General features: G+C 47.4%; 15 protein-coding genes. 9 read left to right on the top strand and 6 right to left on the bottom strand.

Going from position 1 to position 25,282, the window contains the following annotated elements:
* Position 1: 1 nt before the first annotated feature.
* The 3 genes from HFN16_RS09175 to HFN16_RS09165 are packed head-to-tail and all read right to left on the bottom strand — an operon-like array spanning position 2 to position 3,821.
* A complete protein-coding gene (locus HFN16_RS09175) occupies positions 2–1,570 on the bottom strand; it encodes a hypothetical protein (RefSeq protein WP_168890469.1) in 1,569 nt (522 codons plus the stop codon).
* Positions 1,571–1,572: 2 nt separating this feature from the next.
* Positions 1,573–3,297, bottom strand: a complete 1,725-nt coding sequence (locus tag HFN16_RS09170) for an ABC transporter ATP-binding protein (RefSeq protein WP_168890468.1) — start codon at positions 3,295–3,297, stop codon at positions 1,573–1,575.
* The gene (locus tag HFN16_RS09165) at positions 3,297–3,821 is read right to left on the bottom strand and encodes a winged helix-turn-helix domain-containing protein (protein ID WP_168892311.1); all 525 of its coding nucleotides are present in this window, start codon (positions 3,819–3,821) and stop codon (positions 3,297–3,299) included. The genes HFN16_RS09170 and HFN16_RS09165 overlap by 1 nt, the downstream gene beginning before the upstream one ends.
* Before the next feature lie 161 nt (positions 3,822–3,982).
* Between HFN16_RS09165 and HFN16_RS09160 the strand changes: the two genes are divergently transcribed.
* The 5 genes from HFN16_RS09160 (at position 3,983) to HFN16_RS09140 (ending at position 11,698) form a co-directional block, all read left to right on the top strand.
* Positions 3,983–5,371 (top strand): radical SAM protein, encoded by a 1,389-nt coding sequence (locus tag HFN16_RS09160; protein ID WP_168890467.1) that lies wholly within the window; start codon positions 3,983–3,985, stop codon positions 5,369–5,371.
* A gap of 18 nt (positions 5,372–5,389) precedes the next feature.
* Complete coding sequence (locus tag HFN16_RS09155; RefSeq protein ID WP_168890466.1) at positions 5,390–6,232, top strand: class I SAM-dependent methyltransferase; 843 nt, start codon at positions 5,390–5,392, stop codon at positions 6,230–6,232.
* Positions 6,233–6,769: 537 nt separating this feature from the next.
* Complete coding sequence (locus HFN16_RS09150) at positions 6,770–7,204, top strand: hypothetical protein (protein ID WP_168890465.1); 435 nt, start codon at positions 6,770–6,772, stop codon at positions 7,202–7,204.
* Between the two features lie 9 nt (positions 7,205–7,213).
* Positions 7,214–10,561: a S8 family peptidase gene (locus HFN16_RS09145; RefSeq protein ID WP_168890464.1), complete on the top strand. Its 3,348-nt coding sequence runs from the start codon at positions 7,214–7,216 to the stop codon at positions 10,559–10,561.
* Between the two features lie 138 nt (positions 10,562–10,699).
* Positions 10,700–11,698: a GNAT family N-acetyltransferase gene (locus tag HFN16_RS09140; protein WP_168890463.1), complete on the top strand. Its 999-nt coding sequence runs from the start codon at positions 10,700–10,702 to the stop codon at positions 11,696–11,698.
* A gap of 331 nt (positions 11,699–12,029) precedes the next feature.
* Here the strand turns inward: HFN16_RS09140 and HFN16_RS09135 are convergent, their stop codons facing one another.
* Genes HFN16_RS09135 through HFN16_RS09125 form a run of 3 tightly spaced genes read right to left on the bottom strand, consistent with a single transcriptional unit; the run spans position 12,030 to position 14,918 of the window.
* Positions 12,030–12,911, bottom strand: coding sequence for an HNH endonuclease signature motif containing protein (locus HFN16_RS09135; protein ID WP_168890462.1), 882 nt, complete (start codon positions 12,909–12,911; stop codon positions 12,030–12,032).
* Complete coding sequence (locus tag HFN16_RS09130) at positions 12,908–13,615, bottom strand: OmpA family protein (RefSeq protein ID WP_168890461.1); 708 nt, start codon at positions 13,613–13,615, stop codon at positions 12,908–12,910. The genes HFN16_RS09135 and HFN16_RS09130 overlap by 4 nt, the downstream gene beginning before the upstream one ends.
* On the bottom strand, positions 13,599–14,918 hold the full coding sequence (locus HFN16_RS09125) for a hypothetical protein (RefSeq protein WP_168890460.1): 1,320 nt from the start codon (positions 14,916–14,918) through the stop codon (positions 13,599–13,601). Before HFN16_RS09125 ends, HFN16_RS09130 begins: the two co-directional genes overlap by 17 nt.
* 328 nt (positions 14,919–15,246) lie before the next feature.
* On the opposite strand from HFN16_RS09125, the gene HFN16_RS09120 reads away from it, so the two are divergent.
* From HFN16_RS09120 to HFN16_RS09105, 4 genes are read left to right on the top strand one after another with little or no spacing between them, the layout of a single operon-like run.
* Positions 15,247–20,136 carry a type ISP restriction/modification enzyme gene (locus tag HFN16_RS09120; RefSeq protein WP_168890459.1) on the top strand — a complete coding sequence of 1,630 codons (4,890 nt, stop codon included), beginning with the start codon at positions 15,247–15,249 and terminating at the stop codon, positions 20,134–20,136.
* Positions 20,137–20,167: 31 nt separating this feature from the next.
* Positions 20,168–21,166: a hypothetical protein gene (locus tag HFN16_RS09115; RefSeq protein WP_168890458.1), complete on the top strand. Its 999-nt coding sequence runs from the start codon at positions 20,168–20,170 to the stop codon at positions 21,164–21,166.
* A 30-nt stretch (positions 21,167–21,196) separates the two neighbouring features.
* Positions 21,197–23,506 carry an AAA family ATPase gene (locus HFN16_RS09110; protein WP_168890457.1) on the top strand — a complete coding sequence of 770 codons (2,310 nt, stop codon included), beginning with the start codon at positions 21,197–21,199 and terminating at the stop codon, positions 23,504–23,506.
* A complete protein-coding gene (locus tag HFN16_RS09105; protein ID WP_168890456.1) occupies positions 23,499–24,749 on the top strand; it encodes a hypothetical protein in 1,251 nt (416 codons plus the stop codon). Before HFN16_RS09110 ends, HFN16_RS09105 begins: the two co-directional genes overlap by 8 nt.
* Positions 24,750–25,282 lie beyond the last annotated feature (533 nt).

The raw sequence follows: 25,282 nt of genomic DNA, 5'->3' as shown, positions 1-25,282 counted from the left end.
CCTATCCCTCATCTCCGAGGCGACGGACACGCTGCATTTCACAGGTATCGCCATGCTCTGCATAATCGGCCAAAGCCTGAACCAACAGACGAGCGTTATCTTCCTGGGGAATATCAACCATACGAGCAAAGATGCGGTCAAAGTATCCGCGGTAAGAGACGTCAACAACCGTCTGGAAATACTTTTTCACCTTCTCCAATTCCACAGTGCCCATCTCATCAAGTTTCTTGAAAAAGTCCACGCATTCTTCATAGGAATCAACACGATGAACACCTTCACAGAAACGGTACCAGCAATGCCCAAAGATCATGGTCTGTTTTCCTCTGACCACGGCCTCCCAGCCAGCAGTTCCTGTTGCGGTGGCAACAGCCTGTGCACCGTCAATCAGTTCAGTGGACGAAAGCTCAAGGGGCATAATTCGGACGTTATCCACTTTCGCGATATCGTCATAGAAAGTGCAGCTTCTGGACCTAAAGAACGGCTTTGCTCCATTGAGGACAACAGGGTGCTCTTTCACATACAGAAGCCACCCTTCAGGAAGAGCCTTGCTAATGGCTTCGACCATCAACTGGGAATGCACCCACTGACCGGCGCATGGGGAGGTGTTCATCTCTGGCTGGTAGCTGAGAGCAAAGAAAACATAGGGTTTGTCGTGCTCCGGCTTGGTGGCAAGAGAGTCGTAGTGCCTACGGACCCACATCCTGCGGAGAGTGGATAAATCCCTGTAGGTGTAATAGCCGAACAAGCCAAAGAAGGATTTCTCGAACGGCTTACCGATCTTTTTCATGTTGCTCGGGGGAACGCCGTTGGTCAACCTCTTGAAGTAATACAAGAAGTCGTCGAACCTCTCTCGGGCTTTCTTGGACAACGAAGTATGAGCAGAAGCCAGCTTGCCACCGATCTTCTTCTGGTAATGGACCTCATGAACACTTGAGGCAGAGCCGGTAATCTTTGAAAAGTACTCTTCTACATCCGGGGTGTACTGAACTTTGAAATCATCCCCAGCTTCAAGGCGTCGGGTATACTCTTCCTTGAGAAATTCAAAACCGGAGCCGTAGCTTTCCATCAGATAGATGTATCCGGGAATGGCAACACGCCCCCAGAAGGCTGTCTTGACGCCCTGCTTCTGGCAGATCTGGTAGAGGATATAGTCATATCCCATATGGGGGATGGTATCGAACAGGACCAGCTCAGGCTTGAAGTGGTTCACGACCTCCAGCCAGTATCGCAGCAACTGGTGGAACAGACGAACGCGGTCAGGATAGCCGAAGGTTTCCAGCACGTCATACCTGTCGCACATCTTCAGGAATTCACTCTCAACATCAGCATATTCATTGAGAATGGAGGTTTCCAGGGGGATGGCTTCCATCTCGGGAAGGCCGGTTGCACCAACACCACGAAGGGCCTTGGCCGCATTATGTACGACAGTATTGGGGAAACGCTCTCTGATAGCAGGCTGCCCGGCTCGACCAAAGGTCCAATATGCAATATCCCAGCCATGTTCCTGTTCAAGGGTGCGTACAATGCCTTCCCAAAAATTAGGCATCATTTCCATCAAAAACACGCGCATATCTAGAGAACTCCCGGTGCAGCTTCAAGGGCATGCACATCTATGATTTTATCTGCAAACCGCATGATCGCCTGACGGTGCGAAACAGCGATGACAGTCATTCCTTTTTCTTTTGCGTACCGATGAAGATTCGCAAGGATCAACTCTTCATTATCCTTATCCAAAGCACTCGTTGCTTCGTCCAGAATCAAAACATCTGGCTCAAGGGCCAGTGCTCTTGCAATGACAATCCTCTGTCGCTGGCCACCGGAGACCTGACCGCCTCCTTCTCCAACTTCAGAGTCGAGCCCCTTGCTGAGCTGCTTGTCAATCTCATGAAAGCCTGCGACTTCGAGCGCCTCTTGAAGAGTTGCCTCATCGGTAACGCCCACGACTTCCATATTTTCACGAATAGTGCCGCTGAACAAACATGGAGATTGTGAAACAAAGCCGATTCGCTTGCGCCAGGAACCGATGTCGTAAGCATTAATATCCTTGCCGCCGACTGTAATTTTTCCGGAACTCGGATCTATCAACCGGACAATCATATTGATCAAAGTAGACTTACCTGCGCCAGACTTACCGATAATGACAGACAGATCTCCCTTCGGGAGTGTGCAACTGAAGTCTTTCACGACATTGGCACCATCAGGGTAGGCGTATGATACGTTCTCGAAGACAATATCGCCGTCGATTGACTCGATACTTTCACGCTCCCGAGATCCCTCTCTCGGCATATCGCCCTGAAAAACTTTCCAGAGCAATTCTAGAGAAGGGAACTTTTTCGACAATGTCATCCACGCGGTGGACATCTTCATAATTGCGGTTGCGAGGCGGTGAAAAGCCAAAGCAAAGAACCCCAACAAGGGGATGGCGGCCTCCGGAGAAAGCCCTACGTTCTGCGTGTAGTGCATAAGCAGCCCGCCAAAGGCCAATGCAACGATCACATGGGCCGAGTTACTCGGAACCGCAGAGAGGAATACGGACAGAACTGCAAGCCTGATAAATTTTAAAGACTCTTTTTCATACTTGCCCATGAATGAGGGGGCCAGTCCAAGCATTTTCACATCACGAATAGAACTGAAAGCCTCGGACAAATAGGAAGTGAGAACCTGCTGCACTTCAATGAGCCGTCTGCCAATCATGACCATGTACTTGGATCCGAGCCACCTCGAGACAATTATACCAACGATCGCAACCCCTGTGGCGAACAGGGCGATTTTGACGTCGGCAAAAAAGATGGTCGTATAGAGAGACAAAAACACCATGCCCTCAAAGAACATATTGGCACTTTGGACAAGAAACCCGCCTGAGGACGCAGCCTCGGTGGTAATATTATGGAGCAACTCTCCATGCTTTTTTCTTTGAACGAACTCATACTTGGCATTGATGTATTGATCATACATCTTCATACGAAGACTGAGCCTGATATGGTGAGCGAGCTTGGCCTTGTAGCACTCTGCAAAGAGCCCAAACAGGAAGCGGAAAAACATCACTACGATCAGGATTCCGACGACACTGTAAATCAATGTCATCTGATCGATGCCTGCTGTCATTTCCTCGAGCATCTTCACGACGGAGCCACCACCACTTCCACCTGAAATAGCGGAAAGAACGGGTAACACAAGCGTGATGGAAACGCTCTCCAGCAAGGAGGCGATCAGCAGCAAAAAGACAAACAACAAGAGACGTCCGCGATAGCCTTCGGAAAGGGCCCAAGCGAACCTGAAGAGAGCTTTATGCCCCATTACACCACCTTCCAATTGGGACGTTTCAGAAACACATCACGGCTTGCCTCAAAATCCTCAGGAGTAACGTCCATTACTCGAACCTTACGGCTGATTTTGCCTTCCACGATCCCACGTAGCTCGTTCAGTCTCTCTCTATTGATATCACCGACAACGAGGACATCGATAAGCCCCGAATCCTTGCCGACTGCATAGTCGTCAAGGATGTATGCAGCCTCGACGCTGCCAAGGCTTTTGATAACCTCATCAATCAGCTTATCTATCCCTAGAGACTTTCGAACAATCGAAGACACTTCCGGGAAAAAAGGATGCTTCTTGTTCGCTCTGAAATACACCGAGCGCCCACTCTGCTCTCGAACGAGGTATCCGGCTTCACTCAAATTATCGAGCTCAACCTTCAACGAGTTGGGGGACAACTCGAACTCAGAAGCCAATTCCCTGAGATAACAGGACACTTCTGGATTCAAGAACAACTTCAACAGAACCCTGATTCTGGTTTTTGAGGCAAATAACTGTGCAAGCATGCACATGGTTGTACAAGAAAATTGTACAAACTTCAACCACACCCCATCTCATAATGCAGTCGGCTACCAGCACACGTTATAGACACGTCCCCCTTAAACTGCTATCCACGCCAAGATATTTCTTAATTAAAAAGCGCCATTCTCAATACACGAGGCCACAAATGAAAATCTTGCTAGTAGTATACGACAATCTTTCCGATACACATCACTTCCCCATGGGACTCGGCTACATCGCTTCTGTCCTTAGAGAAGCAGGCCATGAGGTTGTCATTTACAGCCAGGACTTCCACCACTATCCGGACGAACATCTCACGGAATACCTGGATGAAAACAAGTTCGACGTCATCGGATACAGCACTATTGCTGGATACTACCAGTACAGAAAGACCCTCGCGGCCGCTGAAGCAATCAACAAGTCCAAAAACAGGCCTTACTTCATTCTTGGCGGACACGGCCCGGCACCGGAACCGGAGTTCTATCTCAAAAAAACCCAGGCTGATTGCGCGGTCATCGGTGAAGGTGAAGAGACGATGCTCGAGATCATCGACGCTCTTGAAAACAAGAAACCCTTCTCTGACATCCTGGGAATTGCCTACCGGGAAGGCGACGATGTTCACATCACTCCTCGCAGACCTGTCATTGAAGATATCGATGCCATTCCCTTCCCGGCCTGGGACCTCTTCCCCATCGAGTACTATCGACAAAAGAGGATGCCCAACTCGCTTTCCACAGATTTTGTCATGCCGGTTCTCTCCGGTCGTGGCTGCAAGTTCAAATGCAACTTCTGTTACAGACTGGACCCGGGACAGCGAATCCGTTCCGACGAGTCCATTTTGGAAGAGATCGAGCGTCTGAAAAAAGACTTCGGAATCACCTACATTGTCTTCATTGATGAGCTCCTCATGTCTTCTGAAGAGCGAACGATATCGTTGTGTAATGCAATGATTAAGAACAAGACGAACGTGAAGTGGTGGTGCAACGGCAGGCTCAACTACGCCAAACCGGATGTTCTTGCACATATGAAGAAGGCCGGATGTGTCTTCATCAACTACGGCATCGAATCCATGGATAATGATGCTCTCAGGAACATGAACAAGGCCCTCACCGTTGATCAAGTATATAAGGGCGTTGACGCCACCCTCGCAGCAGGACTCAGCCCGGGACTCAACATCATCTTCGGTAACATTGGTGAAACCATGGAAACCCTGAAGAGCGGTACCGAATTCCTGCTCAAATACCTTGATGGGTCGCAGATGAGAACGATCCGTCCCGTCACCCCATACCCGGGTTCTCCTCTCTACTATCACGCAATCAAAGAAGGGCTCATCAAAGACGTCGAAGACTTCTACGAGAACAAGCACCTCAACTCTGATCTACTGGCGGTCAACTTTACAACCGAGAGCGAAGAGGACATCTACCGAGGGCTGTTGGAAGCCAATGAACAGCTCATCAAGTCCTACTACGACAAGCAGGTAGAGAACGCTCTTTCATCCATGCGGAGCCTGTACCTGGACAAGAACGTTGCCTTCCGAGGCTTCCGCCACAGATAGCATCTGCGAGAAGAGAACATGCACAACAACGAATCTCACGCAGGTGACATTGAACAGAAAAAGCGGTTTCGCTTTGGTAAAAATTGGCGCAACTTCCTGTCACAACTGACAGAGGCCAGAAAAGCAGAAGCCGAGAAGTCGCTCAGAGAGCTCCTTGAAGTGGACACCCTTGAGGGGAAAACCTTTCTGGATATCGGCTCTGGCAGCGGTCTCTTTTCGCTGGCAGCCGCCAGAATGGGTGCCAAAGTCCGCTCTTTTGATTTCGATCCTCAGTCTGTCGCTTGTACGTCGGACTTGAAGAACAGCTTCGCTCAAAGGGACAACTCATGGGAAGTCAGCGAGGGATCGATTCTCGATCAAGCCTTTGTTGACTCACTTGAGCAGCACGACATTGTGTACTCCTGGGGCGTTCTTCACCATACAGGCGACATGTGGACTGCCATAGACAACGCGCAATCCTTGGTATCTCCGGGAGGCAAACTGATCATTGCTCTTTACAATGATCAGGGCTTTAAAAGCAGACTCTGGACCAAACTGAAGAAGACATACGTTCAATCAAGCCCATTCTTTAAGAAGGTTATTTTGTACTCCATGGTGGCTGGCATGGAAACCATGTATGCCACTGCCAGGGCAATCAACGGGAAGAATCCCTTACCTTTCAAGGAATGGAAAGAATACCAGAAGAACCGCGGCATGAGTAAATGGTACAACTACATCGACTGGATCGGAGGCTACCCGTTTGAAGTCTCCAGGCCGGAAGAAGTGTTCAACCACTTGCGAGCCAAAGGGTTTCAATTGGAACACCTCATCACATGCGGTGGAGGCCACGGCTGCAACGAATTTGTTTTCGTCAAGAAATAGCCAAGCCACATATTTTTGAAATCTAAAGCGGTTTACGAGAATGTCTCGTAAACCGCTTTTCATTTCATACTTCATTCATTGATTACAGATCGAATTCTAACCCAACATGATTTGGCGTCCCTTATACTTAACCGGATTATCCACGATGCCCTTCACTCATTTATCCCATACTCGAATTCAGGCAGTTCGTCCTTGGAGGTATTGGCGTCGTCGAAGCGGAACACTACGCACAGTCTGTCTGTAGGCATGCTGATGACGCCCGATAGATGGGGCCTTGTTTGAAGGTGTGATGAGGCTGCGACGTTGCGCTATTTACCGCGCAGATTGTCCACTTACAGATTTTCTTTTCGAGCGAATCAATTTCTTTTTCATCGTAAGCCGCCTTTTCTCTCATTCAAAGAAGAAAATCATGCTCTATTTCCGCCGAAGCCGCATGTTATAATCTTATACTACCGTCCCGAAAACCCCCTTCAATGCATGGTCCCGATGCCCGGTTTCTGCTATGTATGCAGTAGCCTTTTTTTGGGGGAGGAAACTATGCCAAACATATGTTCACGCCTAATTATGGCTATGGTTATTGCATTATTCATGGCGGTTGGAGCCGTTCACGCCGGGAGCAATGATGGCTTTTTGCCGCCCAAGGTGTCGCTCCTGTCAGTGGAAGACACTATCGCCTGGAAAGACATCCCGAAAGACTTGCGCCCTGCCAACCCGTACGAGGGGGCGAGGGAACTGCCGGGTGAACGCCTCGGGCTTATCGGGCCGATCATCGCCAAGGGTGGAGCGGGGAAAAAACCGTACATCGTGGTCTTTGATGCCGCCGGGACATTGGTCGGTGGCATGCTCATGAAAGAGGTCAAGAAACGCCCCGACCAATTCCGGTATTTGCTGCAACGTGCTCTAGAACGAAGCCAGGCACAAAACGGTGCGGCCCTTCAATTCATGCGCCAGCGCGGCACGCTCAAGGACTAGGAGGACGCCATGAAATATTTCCTGAAAGTTCTGCTGGTCGTGACCGCGCTATTCATTATTCCTATCCTCTGTCACTCCGCTGACACCAAGACCCCGACCACCAAGGAGTTCGCCCGAATGGTATCAGATTCGGCAGATGCTCTGAGCAAATTCAACACCACGGGGCTGGAGCAAACCGGTGCCGGATGGCTGGTAGGCGTAACACGCTACGGCATGGAACAGGCCGGCATGACGGTCTGGAATAGTGAATTGCAGGTGTTGGGTTTCGGAGAGACCGCCACCTTCAGCGATTATTCCACCATTCTCAAATACGAATGGCTGCCCAAGGCCGGTTCGGAAGACGGTTTTCTCCTTGTGACGTCCACTTGTAGCAGCGAAGCCGAAGACAAGCCTTCCGGAACGGTCATGTTCAAAATACCAGTCACAAAGAAAGGCTACGAATACAAGGTGAGCAAGCCCGAGAGGGTCGTGGTAACTTCCAACATTGGAGACAATCCTGTTGTCTCCAGCACAGTTCACTACACTGCTTACGGCAAGGCCATGAAGGTGCCTGGGACCATGAACCCACCCGACAGTACGGACTGGCTGTGCGAAGAATGCGACAAACTCGAAGAACTGCTCGCCAAATACAAAGGCAAGATGGGCGAACTCAAACAGGAACGGAAAACCGCGCCCGAAAAAAGCGATATGACGGCCTACGGCAAAGATGCCTATGATCAGGCAATCTACATGCTGGGACAGGACATCAAGAATACCGAGGCCCGCCTCAAGGAATGCAAGGAAGCCTGTGCGACCAAGCGCACCACCGCTGTTGCCTCGGACCTCTCGCTCAATGCCAGGGAGAAGTATTGGAGTAAGTGGTACGGCGGGCCGATCAGTTATGACATTTATTACTGCGATCATGGCGAATGTCTGACCGCCGTTGTCGGCGACGTGAACGGAGCGGACCTGCTCAATGATCTCGAGATGTTTGACTTTGCCTCGCCCGGCACGGTTGCAAAAGAGATCGAGAAAGACATGGCAGCAGTCAAGGCCACGGAAAAGGAACCGCTCAAACTCGTAAAACCGGAAGATTCGGTCATCCAGTATCTGTCCGACCCGTTCCTGAATCCCAAAAGTGCGCCCTACAACATGCTGTCGGCACGCATACAGGACATCGCCATCATGCTCGAAGGCGGCGCTCTGGCAGTCGAAATAGGATACAAGATAGGTCAACGACACAAGGGGATTTCCCTTGAGGGCTTTCCCCCATGGATTGGAGCATACAATGAGGCCGAATTCCTGTTCAGTGGTTTGGATTTGGGATTTGGCAAATTGTCGATAGATGTCGGTTCTGCTGCTGCAGGTGCGGCAAAAGGAGCAGGCGCCAGCGATGCTGAAGCTCGGCGTCTGGGAGCACGGGCCGAGGCTTGGACCGGCGGCACACCTGCTGCTACCGGCAAGGTACTCTCCGGAAACGCCTTGAAGCCAGACTCTTCTGCTGGCAACCCTGACGTGAAATTTGCAGACAGTGATTTCACCCCGTCCCTTATGGAAGATAAACCGCCCAGTGAGTATCGAGGAATGCGCAGTTCAGGCGGCGATGGTCTTTGTGTGGCAGTGGAAGGAACCAGCGAACTGGTGCTGGGTATCTCTCTTGACGATCCGCCTAGCAGCTCCTCAAAGATACGTTTTTCATTGGCTGACTCAAAATCAGAACAAGGAGTCGATGAAGACATCTTCGGCGACTTGATGAAACGCCGGCGAGCCCAGCAGTTCACGAGCGGCTCCTTGTGGGAGAACCACTTTGCCCCGGATTGTGAAACACAGAAATGGGCTGGAGGAAAGTGCACTGACCCGAGGACCGAAGACGATGAGTTATGGGAATCTCTTAACTCCGTTCTCTTTGAGAAAAATCTCAATCGCGACGTACAAACCAGAGTCGTCCCCAACGACCCCTTGTTTGCAGAACAAAAGAATGCCGACACAACCGATGCCTCCGATGTCGCCAAGAAAGGAGTTGGATTCCTTTTCGGCGCGCTGACCAAAGGGACGATTTCCGTGGGCGGCGACGATGACGACGAGGTTACATGGCAGTGGTACATGCCGGTCATCGGCATGAAGCCTATTGGCAAAGGCTCGGCATGGGATGTGTTCGACGGCACCCGCCCCAACGTAACAGTGGCAGTCATTGATTCCGGACTGGATCTCAAGCACCCTGATCGCCCCAAGTACCTGTGGAAGAACCCGCGAGAAATTCCAAACAATGGCAAGGATGACGACGGCAATGGATATGTCGACGACATTCACGGCTGGAACTTCCTGAATGAGAGCCCTGACGTGCAGGACGACTATGGGCACGGCACGTTTGTGGCTGGCATCATCGCGGCTGCCACAAACAACGGTAAAGGCATCGCAGGCATAAACCCTGGCGCGCGGATAATGACGCTGAAGGTCACTGGCCGCGACAGTTTTGCCAAGAGCCTGAACATCTACCGCGGCCTCCGATACGCCGTGGACAATGGAGCCAAAGTCATCAACATCAGTCTCGGCAAAAACGATATCTCGCATCTGGAGCAGATCGGCATCAACTACGCATGGAACATGGGCTGCCTCGTGGTGGTCGCCGCGGGCAATCAGGCCGGACTGGTAAGCGAGTACGGCCCGCCCGGCGTGCCACGCGCCCTCTCTGTCGGCGCACTTGATGCCGATAACGAAAAGCGGGGAACCTCAAACCTTGGCCGCACCGTGGTCATCTCTGCACCGGGAGAAGGCATTTACTCACTGACATCGAGTACCGGCAAACGCGATGGTCGCATCATCCCCATGGGCGCCAGCGAATACCATACGCTAGACGGCACTTCGTTCTCGGCCCCCATGGTAGCTGCCGTGGCATCGCTCAAATGGGCCATGGATCCGAAGCTCACCAACCGCCAAATCGCCAATCTGCTCATGGCAACAGCCAAGGACATCGGCAATAAGGGCTGGGATGTACGAACCGGAGCAGGCCTGCTTGATGCTTACGGTGTAATGAAGGGCGACGGTAACAAGGCCCTGGGCGTCCGCATCACCGACCTGATCATCGGACGTAAAAAAGGCAAGCGCAAGGCGCAGTGGGTAGATCTCTATGGCGTGGTCAGTGGCCCGGTGAAGTCATATACCGTGTCCGTAGCTGACGGTCGAAATCCCTCCCAAAACAGCTACAACCAGGTATGGGGACCGGTCCCTGCTCAGGTCGATAATAATCTGCTCTGTCGTATCCCTGGAAAGCTCCTTGGCAGCCGCAAATGGACCTTCCGTATTGAAGCAAAAGGGATGGACGGTAACACCAGAACCATAACCATGGGCTTCGACAAGGACGGCAAAGTCCTCAAGTAACCCATTCATAATCTAGACCGGGCGGATGACTTCCGCCCGGTTCTATGCTCAAAAGGACTTACTCATTGCTAAGAACAGCAATGAACATCTCTCGGGTGCCCATTGCGCAAGAACAGCACATCATCATAGGATGATAACGTGGAATTCAAGCTCTACTCTCAATACGCTCTGCCCAGTCATCACCTCGTTTGGACAAAAAATGCCATCAGCACCAACCAGGCTGACCCATTCTGCTCCACCCCGGCATGGCAGATAACATTTCACGATGCTTTCGCCCCAGGACGCCGTCTTCTGATAGAGTCTTCTGACAACTCTCATATTGCTTTTGCAGAACATATTGTCTCGCCGACTGAGGTATATCTGACCCCCATCGAGTCTCACTGGTGCTTCGGATGTCCCCTGCTGGGAAAGCATGCTGTGGAAATGCTGATATCCTTCCTGCCAGACATCGAAAACAAATACGCAACTCCACCCAAGATCCTCGTCAGTGGAATACGTCCCGATGGAGTATTGTCCCAAAGGCTTATTCAGGCCTTTGCCCCCAAATTTGACATCTACATATATAATTCAAGCACTCAGGGAGTAGCCTCACTACAAAACGGCTTGGATGGATATCTTTCTCGCCGGTCCGGCAACCATCGCAAAAAGCTCAAAAAACAGGCCCGCCGTTCTACCGAACTGGGCATTTCCTATGAAAGAGTCTGTCCTATGTCAGCTCAAGAGGCAGAAGCGACATACTCCCGCATGATCCAGGTTGAGCTTACGAGCTGGAAGGGAATCGAAAAGTGCGGCATGGCAGAAACTCCTGCAAGAGAGTTCTACGACATCATGCTTAAACGACTGTCTGCTTCAGGAGATGGACGCGTCATTTTTGCCAAACACGAAGGCAAGGACATCGGTTTCATCTTTGGAGCCATGGCCGGAAACATCTATCGAGGACAACAGTTTAGCTATGACGATCAATGGAAAGACTATTCCATCGGCAATCTGATGCAAATCGAAAAAATCAGATGGCTCAGCGAGGAAGGCGCCAAGCGCTACGACATGGGCCCAGTGTCAGGCCCACAGATGGAATACAAAACACATTGGACAGAAAAACACCTTCCAATCCAAGCCTGGCTTCTTGTTAAAAAATAACAGCAGAAAAGGGCCAAATCCTCACTCACTCGGTTTGTCACTGCCGCATTCTCCATGGGAAAGACAAACGACAAACAACAGATATTGGACCAAGTAACGGCCAGTGGATCTTACGCAAACAAAAAAGCGGCTTACGATTTCCATCGTAAGCCGCTAATTTCATTCTGGTACCAGGGGAGGGACGTGAATAAATATTTCATACTATTGATTTAACACAGTATCCTACACTCGAAAAACAATAGTTACGCACAAAGTTACTCACACCATCAAATAACCCATCGCATATACCATTCCCATTTTCTCAACTACATAGATTGACGAAAAGGGCGAATCAAAGCAATCCAACAATTCCCTGCTGCTTTCTCATCTTTTTTATCAAGCTAATCTGCTTTGCAAATTCTGGATTGGGCTCCATGTGAGTGTGCATGAATTGCTTCGAATGACAATCAGCGCAAAGGACCCTCAAATTGCTATGGTGGTTGTTTTGTCCATTTCCATCGACATGATGTAAATGTAAGCACCCCTTACTACTGCTGCAATCCACTCGACATATTTGACATTTATACTTTTCAGCCTCTTTGTAGCGCGTCGCAACCTCTTGGTGATCTGGCGAATATGCTTCGCTAGTGATTACTTGCTCCGTTTTAAGAATAGTCTTGGGGATTTCTGGCTGGAAGCGTTTAAAAAACTCTTTCAAAGAAAACGGCGATGGAAGCATGCCTCTGTCTGCTAAGATTCTTTTACAATTGGTACAAAGTTCAAGTTTGAGTTCCAGTTCGCGCACTTTGTAGCCAGATTGATCGATAACCGGGAACACCCCATCACTTCGAGTCGTAGAAACATATCGGCTCAATCGACCACCAGATATCATTTGCTCAATTGTGTGGCAGTTGCAAAGGTGGAAACGATACTCTGACGTCTTGCGGTAATGATCAATACCCTGCCTTTGTTTTTTAATATATGCACACGCCTTTAGACCGTTGACTTCTATCGTGCCGTCTTTGCCGATAGTGACTTGTGCCTGATTCAAAGGGACAGCCTCAAGCTCTAACCTTTTACCAAAGGATAATTGCGGATTTTCGACTTCAACCTTTTGAACTTTGACAATCTCACGAATAAATTCAACAGGCTTTAGTTCGGGAATTTTCTCGATCCCCATTTTGAGCAGTAACTCTTTTACCTCCACACATTTAAGATAATCTGGAAGCTTCATCGCTCAATTTCCATGATGATTTCGACAATTTTCTGTTCAGCATTTGTTCTAGTTCTAAACTCAACTCTTCTAGATAATGCCTTTTGCTCGACACCAGTCCCATCAGTAACCAAATGGCTAGATGAAAGCCCATTTGCGGTAACATACTTTCTCATTCTAGCCCTTTGCTCAGCATCCCCCGTAATTTGATAGCAATACTCTAAAACAGATCTCGTTCTATCTTGTGAGAGAGCCATGTTATTGAAATAAGCGACCTCTTTTGAAGCCTTGCCATTATCCCATTCTGAAGAAGTATGCCCTTCGATCCTTATCTCGCTAATACTATCCGCGTATTCTGGAGAAAAAAGGATGTTCAGATACCGAGGGAAAAAATCGTTGAGTATGGCTTTGAAGGCAGGTGTGACGTCTGAACAGCCAGATTGGAATAAGACCTCTGGCTCCATAAACTTGACTGACAAAGTATCAGGATCGATCTCAGCTTTCCATTTAGGTAGGTCTGTTTTGAACTCATTCATCAAAGATTCGTACAAACTGACTTGTGTCTTTTGATAAGTAACGGCCACCTTTTCAATACGCTTTTTCCCCTGCTCGACATTGTGCATGTAAGCAATGGCTATAAGGAGAAAGACCAGCATCAATCCCGACATCAAATCAGAAATTGTCGGCCAGTATCCCTCTGAGTCAGACTTAGTTCGTGCGAACATTGCCATTCTCCGCCAGTACAATCACCTCGCGTAATCTTTCAGTAAGCGGAGTATAGTCTGACACAAACTGATTTGAGAGTGCCGTAAGAGCTCCAGCAAGAGAATTGAGTGATTTAGTAAGCTCTTCTTCAAGCGCCTTCTCGATGGCCTCCACATGCTCCTGAGTCCCTTTTGCGAGAAGATCAAAACCTGCTTTCAATTCCTTAGTTGAATCCTTCACAAATGCATTTGTAGTTGCTTGTAACTCTTCAGACTGTGCAGAGAGAGTATCTGTAACTTCTTCAACTCCAGATTCAATTCTATCAGTGACCTCACGCACAAATTCATTCGTCTTCAACTGCAACGAACCAATGTCGGTTATTATTGTATTCATTTTTTCGGATATAGTCGGCACGACCTGCGAAGCTTCACGACCAACATCACGAATGGATTTGATGGACTCTTCCAACAGTAAATTCTGGCTGGAAAGAGCTTTAGAATGCTCATCAAGCTCTGAACCTGATGTAGAGATCGCCGTCAAACTAAGATCAATGCTTTCAAAAGAAGAATCGAGTTCACCAAGTCTGGAGGCGATTTCAGAAAAAGTCCGCCGCAATTCTTCCACCTGGGTCAAAGTCTCACGAAGCTGCCCCTGATTCTTATCGATAATTGTCTTGTATTCCTGCTGCCACTCATTCAGCCGTATCGTGGAGTCAGAGAGCTCCTTAAAGGATTCACTAACTAATTCATTGAGCATCACATTAAATTTATCAACGACCTGTTGCAGCTCAGAGATAAGAGACTCAGAAGCCATTTTGGAAAACTGCTCTGCAAAATCCTGAAAAGCCGCCTTAGTTTCACGTCTACTGTCTATCAGCTCCTGCCGAATTAATTTGACCTGTGACACCAAGGAATACTCTTCATCAGATCTGAAACAAGACACGATGGCGGATTCAATTTTTTGCAAACTTTTGATCGGGTCGTCTGATCCTTGAGGCTTCCTGTCATCTCGAATTGCATAATACCCCTTCAATACAATGGAAGTGGCCATACCCAGCAGAGAGGTTGCAAAAGCTGTTTTCATCCCACCAAGAAGTCGAGGGATGCTCCCAGAGATGTCTGACTCCTGAAAACCAAGAAGTCCTATAAAAATGCCCGTAAATGTTCCAAGAATACCCAGAGAGATCGCTACACCTGGAAGAGAGGAAGTAAATCGACTCCTTTCTCCTCCGCCTTTCACCAATCCCAACCCCAAGCAAACAGCTATTGGAACGAAGAAAAACATATTCGCCTCAGTCAGCAGTGATGCCCACTCAATATTCATAGCAACCTCCTCGGCGCTGTAGCGGTTGATTTATGTATATGTGTAGCCACATATATTGCGCAAAATTGCATATCAACACCCCGTCACATATTCAAGTATGTTATGCAATTATGACTAATTACCAGTCATTACTGGCAGGCGCTAAGCGCTTGAAGCACGGAACAAGAAGTCACTCGAAGAACGACACCAAACAAAAAATAGTCAACCATATCAAGCGATACCAACAACAGAAATGTCCATAGATGGCTTGCGCTTATTCCTTCTTTGGGTAATACCCAACAAAGTATATATTTCCTGCGCTGATAGCGCCTTTACAACAGGAGCCACAATGACTGCCCTTCAAAAGATACTCGACACCTTCCGTGAAACCGCCACCAGCGAACGCGAGAAAGGCACCTACTTTGAAGAATTGACTATCTGCTACCTCAAAAATGAAGCCACATACAAAGACCTGTACAGTGATGTTTGGACATATGCGGAATGGGCGGAGCTTGAAGGGCTTGAGGGGACAGACACAGGCATTGACCTTGTTGCTAAGACGAGAGGCACGGATGAATTTCACGCAATCCAGTGTAAACTCTATGCTGAAGATCACACGCTCCAAAAGAAAGATATCGACAGCTTCTTTACTGCTTCCGGCAAAACTAATTTCTCCCGCCGAATCATCGTTTGCACGACCAATAAATGGAGCGGGCCCGCAGAGAACTCTTTGAGCAATCAAAATCCTCCGGTTTTCAAAATCGACTTGCACGATCTTGAAAACAGCCAAATCGATTGGTCGCAATACCAACCAGATTCCGAACCGATTATTAAGGAAAAGTACGACCTTCGAGATCACCAAAAAGCCGCTTATGACGCCGTTGAAAAAGGGCTGAAGACGACAGACCGAGGCAAGCTCATTATGGCTTGCGGAACCGGCAAGACCTTCACCAGCCTAAAAATCGCTGAAGGACTGGCAGGCAAGGGAAAGCGAGTCCTATTCATGGTGCCAAGCCTTGCCTTGCTTTCTCAGACCCTCACAGAATGGACACAACAGAGCAAAACGCCCCTGCACAGCTTTGCCGTATGTTCGGATAGTGACGTCGGCAAAAAGCGTAAAAAAGACGATGACAGCGTACAGGTGTTCGCCCATGAGTTGCGCTACCCTGCCACCACGAAAGCAGACAAACTGGCGAGGGCAATGGAAAAACGTCACGACAGCGAGCACATGAGTGTTGTGTTTTCCACCTACCACTCAATCGATGTTCTCAGTCGGGCACAGTATGAACACAACTTACCAGAGTTCGACCTTATTATTTGTGATGAAGCGCATAGAACTACGGGCGCGACTTTTGCTGGAGAGGATGAAAGTAACTTCGTCAAAGTCCATGAGGACCGCTTCCTTAAAGGCGCAAAGCGTATATACATGACCGCAACCCCGCGCCTTTATAGTGACACAGCTAAGACCACCGCCGAACGCGATGACATAGTGCTTTGCTCCATGGACAATGAAGAACAATACGGCAAAGACCTATATACCATTAACTTCTCCGAAGCGGTCAAACTCGGACTGTTGTGTGATTACAAGGTGCTGGTTTTATCCGTTGACGAAACTCATGTTAGTCGCCGTATTCAGAGTTTGCTTTCTGACGAGAACAACCAGCTCAAAGTTGACGACGCCGCAAAAATAATTGGTTGCTGGAAAGCTCTTTCAAAACAGGACGTGACCGCCGACCTTGTAGACGATTCCGACCCAATGAAACGGGCGGTTGCCTTTTGTCAGGTTATCGAGATTGCCAAGAAAGCACGGAAACACAAGGTCAGCTCAAAAAATATTGCTGGCATGTTTCAGCAGGTAGTGGCGAGCTATCAAAAGACCGAAGATGACGAACTAGCCTCCACTCTTGCCTGTGAAGCCGAACATGTAGACGGCTCCATGAACGCCAGTGAGAAGGAAGAGAAACTTGACTGGCTTCGAGCAGAATCCCCAGATAACACCTGCCGCATATTGAGCAATGTCCGCTGCCTTTCCGAAGGCGTTGACGTCCCCGCGCTTGATGCAGTGTTATTCCTCACTCCCCGCAATTCACAAGTTGATGTGGTTCAGTCTGTCGGACGCGTAATGAGAAACGCTCCGGGCAAGAAACGTGGCTATGTCATTCTCCCTGTAGTTATTCCTGCAGGTAAGGAGCCTCATGAGGCCCTGAATGACAACGTGACCTATAAAGTCGTTTGGCAAGTGCTACAGGCTTTGCGTTCTCACGATGACCGCTTTGACGCTATGGTGAACAAGACCGAACTGATCGGTCCGGATATCAGCAAGATTGAAGTCGTTGCCATTACGGATAAGATTAATGCAAAGACCTCAGCAAAGAAGGGAGACACAGGCAAAGGCTCTCATACTATTGGCGCTGCTGAACCGACGCGGCGTGATCCGGTAGCGAAACAACTTACGTTTGAAATCAGCGACTTTGAACGCGCCATTTATGCGAAGCTGGTTCAGAAATGCGGCAACCGGCACCACTGGGAAGACTGGGCCAACGATATTGCAAAGATCGCCCAGACGCATATCAACCGGATTCACACGATTCTTGAAGACGAGAGCCACGTACAGGAGCGCAAGGCGTTTCAGGACTTTGCCGAAGAGTTACGAGACGATCTCAATGACTCTATTACAGACGATGAAGTCATAGAAATGCTGGCCCAGCACCTAATCACAAAGCCGGTTTTCGACTCGCTCTTTGAAGGCTACAGCTTTGCCCAGAACAATCCCATTTCACAGGCCATGCAAGGGGTCTTGGATACCTTGCAGGAACACCGGCTAGACAAAGAAGCCGACACGCTCGAAAAGTTCTATGACAGCGTAAAACTCCGGGCCGAGGGCATCGACAGCGCCGAAGGCAAACAAAAAATCGTGGTCGAACTCTATGACAAGTTTTTCCGGAACGCCTTCCCGAAAATGACCGAACGCCTAGGTATCGTATATACCCCAGTCGAGGTGGTGGATTTCATCATTCACAGCGTCAATGACGTGCTGAAAAGCGAATTTGGCCAGACCCTCGGCAGCGAGGGCGTACATATTATCGACCCCTTCACCGGCACCGGCACCTTTATTACCCGCCTCCTGCAAAGCGGCCTGATTTCGCCGGAACAGCTCCCCCACAAGTACAGGCATGAGATTCACGCCAATGAAATCGTTTTGCTGGCCTACTACATCGCCGCAATCAATATCGAGGCGGTCTACCACACCCTCATGGGCGGCAAGGGAGAGTATGAGCCGTTCGAAGGCATTTGCCTGACTGACACCTTCCAAATGTATGAGAAAGACGACCTGATTAGCGTTGCTCTTGAGGACAACAGCGACCGCAGGAAGCGACAAAAAGAGTTGGATATTCGGGTTATTATGGGGAACCCACCGTACTCAGTGGGACAAGGAAACGAAAACGATAATAACCAGAATATTGTCTATCCCACTTTAGATGAAAGCATACGAAATACTTATGTCGCACGATCCAAGGCTGTGCTGTCCAAAGGGCTGTATGATAGCTACATTCGGGCTATTCGGTGGGCTTCCGACCGAATAGGGAATACGGGTGTAATCGGCTTTGTCACCAATGGCGGTTTTTTAGAAGCAAATACCGCAGCTGGAATGAGGCAATGCCTTGCTGATGAATTTTCAAATATCTATGTCTTTCACCTTCGTGGGAATCAACGCACGTCTGGAGAGCGTTCCCGGCAAGAAGGGGGAAAAATATTTGGAAGCGGAAGCCGTGCTCCGATCGCCATTTCTTTATTAGTCAAGAATCCAAAGGCCCATAAGACTGGGCAAATTTTCTTCCATGATATTGGTGACTATCTTAGCCGCGAAGACAAGCTGAAAAAGGTTGAAGCCTTTGCAAGTATCGAAGGTATTGCCGAAATCACTGGCTGGAATCAAATTACGCCAGACGAACGCGGTGACTGGATGAACCTACGTGATAATAGTTTTGACGAATATATAGTTATTGGAGACAAGAAAAATCAACAAAAGAAGATGGTCGAAGAGTACTCTTGTGGCGTACTGACTTGCCGAGATGCTTGGTGCTTTAATGCATCGAAGACTGATTTAGCTAATAATATGCGGCGAATGATTGACTTCTATAACCACGAAGTAAACCGCTTTCAAAGTCTTTATGAGAACCTAGACAAAAGGGACCGTAAGAAAAAAATTGCCGATTTTATTGATACAGACCCCGCTAAGATCAGTTGGTCACGCGCTTTAAAGAATCAGTTAGCACAAGGGAAGATATATCAATACGAAGGGAAGGGAATAACTCAAAGTGTCTATCGACCATTTTCCAAAAGGTGGCTATATTTTGACCGTTCCTTCAATGAAATGGTATATCAAATGCCCCGCATATTTCCTAATGACGAACTAAACAACCTAGTGATTGTTGCAACTGGTACCGGAGAAAAGAATGACTATTCTGTTTTAATGGTTAATGCAGTTCCAGAATACAAAACACATTACAATGGGTTGTGCTTCCCACTCTACCTCTACGAAGAGGAAAAGCCCGCCAAAAATCAAAAACAAGCCAGCCTCTTTGACGAACCCAATCCCAAAGAAGCCAAGCGCACGAAGCGGGATGCCATAACAGACGAAGGTTTGCAGGAATTCCAGCAGGCCTATCCCGGTGAATTCATCAGCAAGGAAGACATTTTCTATTACGTGTACGGCCTGCTCCATTCCCCGGATTACCGGGAACGGTTCAGGAACAACCTGACCAAAGAGTTGCCCCGTATCCCATGCGTGAAAACCGCCACCGATTTCTGGGCCTTCAGCAAAGCGGGCCGGGACTTGGCAGACCTGCATTTGAATTATGAAACCGTGGATATGTACCCCGTCACCGTGGATACGAATGGCAAAGAGCTCAAAAACAGCGACTACCGAGTCAAGAAGATGAAATACGGCAAGGGCAAGGACAAAACGGTCCTCATCTATAACCCCCGTATCACGTTACGCGACATTCCTTTGGAGGCCTACGACTACGTGGTCAATGGCAAACCTGCTCTCGATTGGGTTGTAGAGCGTCAATGCGTTAAGCAGGACAAAAAATCTGGCATCATTAACGACGCTAACGATTGGGCCATCGAAACCATGAACAACCCGCGCTATCCGCTAGAGCTCTTTATGCGCGTAATCACGGTCAGTCTTGAGACCATGAAGATCGTGAATGGGTTGCCTAAGTTGGATATTTAGCCAGTAGCAAATGAATAACGGGAATCTCATCATGTACAAAGGGGCAGAGTACTGTACTCCTGACAACAACTTACTAAGTCATTCTCAAATGGAGGCTTACGAAGCCTTTTGTAGTTTCCTCGTCGAAAAGTCGAAAGCTGACGAAATCATGTTTCTGTATAGGGGAGATAGGCAACGTGATATCAAAAAAAGGCTGTCCGGCCAGACATTAACCGACCTTTTCTTCTTCGGGGATAAGGCTAGACACTTTTTTAAAGACAAGCATGCCGATGATCGAGATTACTTAAATGGGATTAATGATTGCTCTCGCAAGACTTTTAGAGAAATGTTCGATCGGATTGCTGGTATAGTGAAAAGAGAGCGTTTTAAAGAACGGTTGCCTGCCCCATTTGTTAATTTCTTTGCTGTAAAAGGAAATGAATCAGCATTCTGTAACTCGGTACAAAATATTGCCACCGAAGAGAATCGATTGAAAGTAAGAGATTATTATTTGTATTTGTTACACACTGGTGGGTCTGCAGGTGTTAGGAAAGAAACAGTCCTTGTCTCAACCAGCACACAACATGAAATGACACGTCATTTTTCATGCAACAGCAAGAGAGAGATTAAAGACAGTTCAATTGTTCATTATTATCTTCCTAGGCCATATGAATTTCACTGTATTGCTCCTTGGCTACTTTCCGCGAACTACAGCATTGTCACCGACATTGGGCTTCCTACCTATAACCCAAAAGGACTTTTTCCTGATCAGTTTGAAGTAGCCGTAAAGGGTGCTTTATTTCCGCACTTTATTATAGGAGTGTGGCTCAGAACTGAAAAACGGTTCATAGTAAATCCTGCCATTTTGACTACTCCAGAATGTGATTTTGAATATGCTTCACAGCATGGTTTGAGTATTGATCAAAGTAATTTTGAAAAACTGTTAACTCGTACAAACTACCTTCGTGGAGTTTATTCATATCAAAATGGAAAGTACGATCAGTTTGAAAATCAAGGGGCTGGTGACAACTTCCCCCCATCTGATTATTAAATATGGATAAAATAGCTTGAGGAGAAAGTAGTGGCACGCAGTACCGAACCTGGATCAGCTGAAATCTATCAGACTGCCGAAATATTCCGCGACAAATGCCTTATGAGCGATGGTTCTCTTTTGTTTGAAGGTAGAACTGTTTGGTCTCCTGAGAATGTTGATTATTTCTTCAGGGCCTTTGTGGAAAATCCAGATTTAACTCCTGACAAAAGTTTCATGACGAAACTCGAAGAACAGCTTTTAGGACAAAATGATGATGTGATCATTTTGGCTGCTGAAATGTTAGCTATATACTTTTTGTTTCCAGAAACTTATTCGGTGAAAAGTAAAACCAAAAAAGAAAATTTAAACAATGTCTTAGAATGGGCAGGCTTAGTTCTTCCAGTTGACCATGTAATTACAAAAGCTTTTAATGCGGGCCTTGCAAAGACTGGAACGTATTACAATACGGGACGGCCTGATGAAATAACGTTCTTCGCTCGCTTTGCAAAAGCGTGGAAGGCATTGCCAGCAGCTCAGCAAACAGAACGGATTAGTGATCCTTGGCTGTTCCAAGACTTTGTTGATCAAATTGACACTGCCAAAAAACGTCCTCTAAGACACGTACTCCTTCACTTGCTATTCCCAGACACCTTTGAACGGATATCTGGAGGCAGCGCAAGAAAAGACATCATCAAAGCATTTTCCTCACTAGCTCCGGAGGCAGAAGAAACTGACAACGATGATAAAAAATTATTAGCCATAAGAAATGCAATCCAAGCTGAGCACCCTCAGTTTGAGCATTTTTTTCAATCACCATGGGCTGAGCAGTGGAAAACACATGCTCCCAACAAAAAAGCTAAGACCCCTCCCAGCGCCAAGCCCGAAAGCGAAAAGGCTATCAGCAACTCGAAATCTAAGAATGTTATTCTATATGGCCCCCCAGGGACTGGTAAAACTCATGCATTGATCTCAGGTAAAATTCCAGGCCTTGAGTTCATAAAAGACCTCCCCCCTGAGCAACAGCGTTTTGTAACATTTCACCCTTCATTTAGTTACGAGGACTTTATCGAAGGCATAACCCCTGTTCTAAAAGATGATTCAGATGGCACACTCAAGTACGAACGAAAGAATGGAGTTTTAAAGCAACTAGCACAGCTCGCCCAATCGGACTCCATCGCCATTGACTCCAACATTGACCTATCCAAAGTAAACAAATGGAAAATGTCATTAGGGAACACGAAAACGGCCGATGGAGATTTGGTTTTTGAAGCATGCATAGAGAAGAGCCTTTTGCTGTTCGGCTTTGTTGGCGAAGATTTAAGCAAAAGCATTAGCAGCACTGAATCCCTTCGAGATCGATTGAATGAACTCAAGGTGGATAACCAAAGCATTGCTACAATGATGCGCCAATTTACAATTGAAATGCGTAAAGGCGACATCGTCCTTGTGACAAAAGGTAATTCTGGTGGAATTAGAGCAATTGGTGAAGTGCAAGGTCAATATGAATACAAACCGGAGCTAGCAGATGAGTTTGGGTTCAATTCAGACTATACTCACGCCCGAAAAGTAAACTGGCTGTGGGTGAATGATGAAAGAACAATCCCGTCAGAGAAAATACTCAACAAGCAAGTCTCCCAGCGCACGCTCTATAGCATAAACTCCATACTTAAAAATGAGGAGCTCATTCGAATCCTCAACTCAAAGACTCGAGGTAAGGACAAGGATTACGTTCTAAAGATTGATGAAATAAATCGTGGCAATGTTGCCAAGATCTTCGGCGAATTCATTACTGCTATCGAAGAAGACAAGCGTGAAACACCTATTACGCTCGCTTCTGGTAAAACCTTAATGATTCCCCAAAATCTATTCATCGTTGGAACCATGAATACGGCAGATCGCTCACTAACACATCTCGATACTGCCTTACGGCGTCGTTTTAAATTTATTGAACTCCTGCCTAACCCAAGCTTGTTAAACGGTAAGACCATCGAAGGAGTAAACCTCACAACGCTTCTCACCAAAATGAACGAGCGAATTGAGTCATTACTTGGGCGTGAACATACTCTTGGGCATGGCTATTTCATGAAGGGTGTAAATAAGACAATAGACACATCCCAAGAGCTCTACGATGTGATCATGGAAAAAGTACTCCCTCAACTACAGGAGTACTTCTTCGATGACTACGAGCAGATTCAAATGATTTTGGGGAAAGAGATTATTAATGAGGCTGAATTAAAATCCTTGCCTGACAATTTCACAACAAGAAAAGTATATCGAATTAACAGGCTAGAGATTTCGTCGTTCATTCGAGCTCTTCAAAATGAGTACGACCTGAAAGTCGAGCAAGGTGATGCTTAGTAACAAAGTACTTGTCTTCGAAAGCGTCCCTTTCGCAAAAAGCCAACTCAGTAAGTCAGCAGCTTACGAGCTGGAAAATATTACTACGCAATCTGTATTCCTTCGGGGTGATCAGCAGGAAGCTGACGACATCAATAAATTCATATTTGAACCATCAAGGGATGAGTCACTGGTCTCTTGGCGCTATGTCGGAGTTATCAAAACTTCTGATGGCACTGTCATCGAAATTCTTCCCAAGATTTTTAAAGACCTTGCATTTGAAAACACATCAGAAACTCAAGCTCATAGGGCTCGAAATGTTTTAGTCAGAATGCTCATTAAGGCTGGCCTCATTTCATATAGAAGAGGCCCCAACTCTAAGCTAGATGTTGATGATTTCCCTTTGTTGGAAGTCTTTATTCACTCCTTTCTTTCAGAGATGAAAAATCTAATTCGCCGAGGGTTGAAAAAAGACTACGTTGAGCAAAACGAGAACATCTCGATGCTAAAAGGTAGAATACACTTTACAAAGCACATCCGCCTCAACTCAGCAGCTCAACACAGACTATATTGCCGCTTTGATGAATTCTGCACAGATAGCATTGAGAACAAACTGCTCGCCACCGCCGTCACTAAGGCTCAGAGAATCTCCAAGGACACCTTAAATAAAAAGCTGGCATCACAACTACTCCCTCAGCTAGATCAGATTGATGAGCTAAAAAAGCCTGAAGAATACCACTTTAAGATGTGTCGAACGAATAGGCATATGAACTATTATCAGAAGGCACTAAAACTCGCTCGCTATATTCTTTTATCTCCACCAGTCCCTAGGGCAGGCAATAGTGATACGCTAGCCATTCTTTTCGACATGTCTAAACTCTTCGAGAAAACGGTCGAGGCTGCCTTGCGCGAAGACACAGAAATAAAAAGCCTTCAGGCACAACAAGGCCTAGGATGGTTCATCGGATTAGGTAGCCCTCAACCTGATTATATTTTTTGTAAGAACGGAGAACAGATCGTTGCAGATGCGAAGTGGAAAACTCCTGCGAGTGGAAAACCTGGAAAAGGAGATCAATACCAGCTTTTTACATACATGAAGTTGCTAAAAGCAGGACGTGCGATACTAATCTATCCGCAACTTTCAGAGTATGGACTTCAGCAAGCTAAACAATTTGATTTAGTATCAGAAAATAAAACGTGCTCATTAATTATGACCCCGTTTTCTCTAAAGACATTTTGCTTTGAAACACAGGACATTTTATAATAACTCATCCATACGCCCTAGACTACCATAATGTTAACCATAACACGATAAGGCCTCCATGAAGAAGACTGTCTTCGTAGTCTGCACATAAACTGAGCAGGCCAGTCAGCTCGTTGGGATCTACGAAGAGGAGTCGTTTTCCGAAGTCGTGGGCGATCCCTTTGGCCGCGAGGATCTTGGGAGTGTTCCGCACCTGAACCTCGAACACAGTTCCAGCGGTTTGTCCCCGGTCCAGATGAACGGAAAGTCCTCGCTCAAGCTTGGCAAGTTCTCCGTCTGTGGTAAGTCGTTTGTCTTCTTTTTGTCGTTCGACATATGAATTCTCCTTGCCTGACTGGTATCACGTAACGCCCCTTACAGCCTAGCGCCACATTTGCTCCACAATCAGTTCGGCCAGGAGGTAAACGCATGATGTCAAATCTTACATTGTATACGACTCAATACTACCAACAACACAACCTACGATCTCAAATTATCACATAATTACGGTTAGTTTACGACTAATACCAAAATTACTACAACAATTATTACTC

The sequence above is a fragment of the Pseudodesulfovibrio sp. zrk46 genome (assembly GCF_012516435.1).
Taxonomy (GTDB): Bacteria; Desulfobacterota; Desulfovibrionia; order Desulfovibrionales; family Desulfovibrionaceae; genus Pseudodesulfovibrio.
This window is presented reverse-complemented; position numbering and strand designations above follow the sequence as displayed.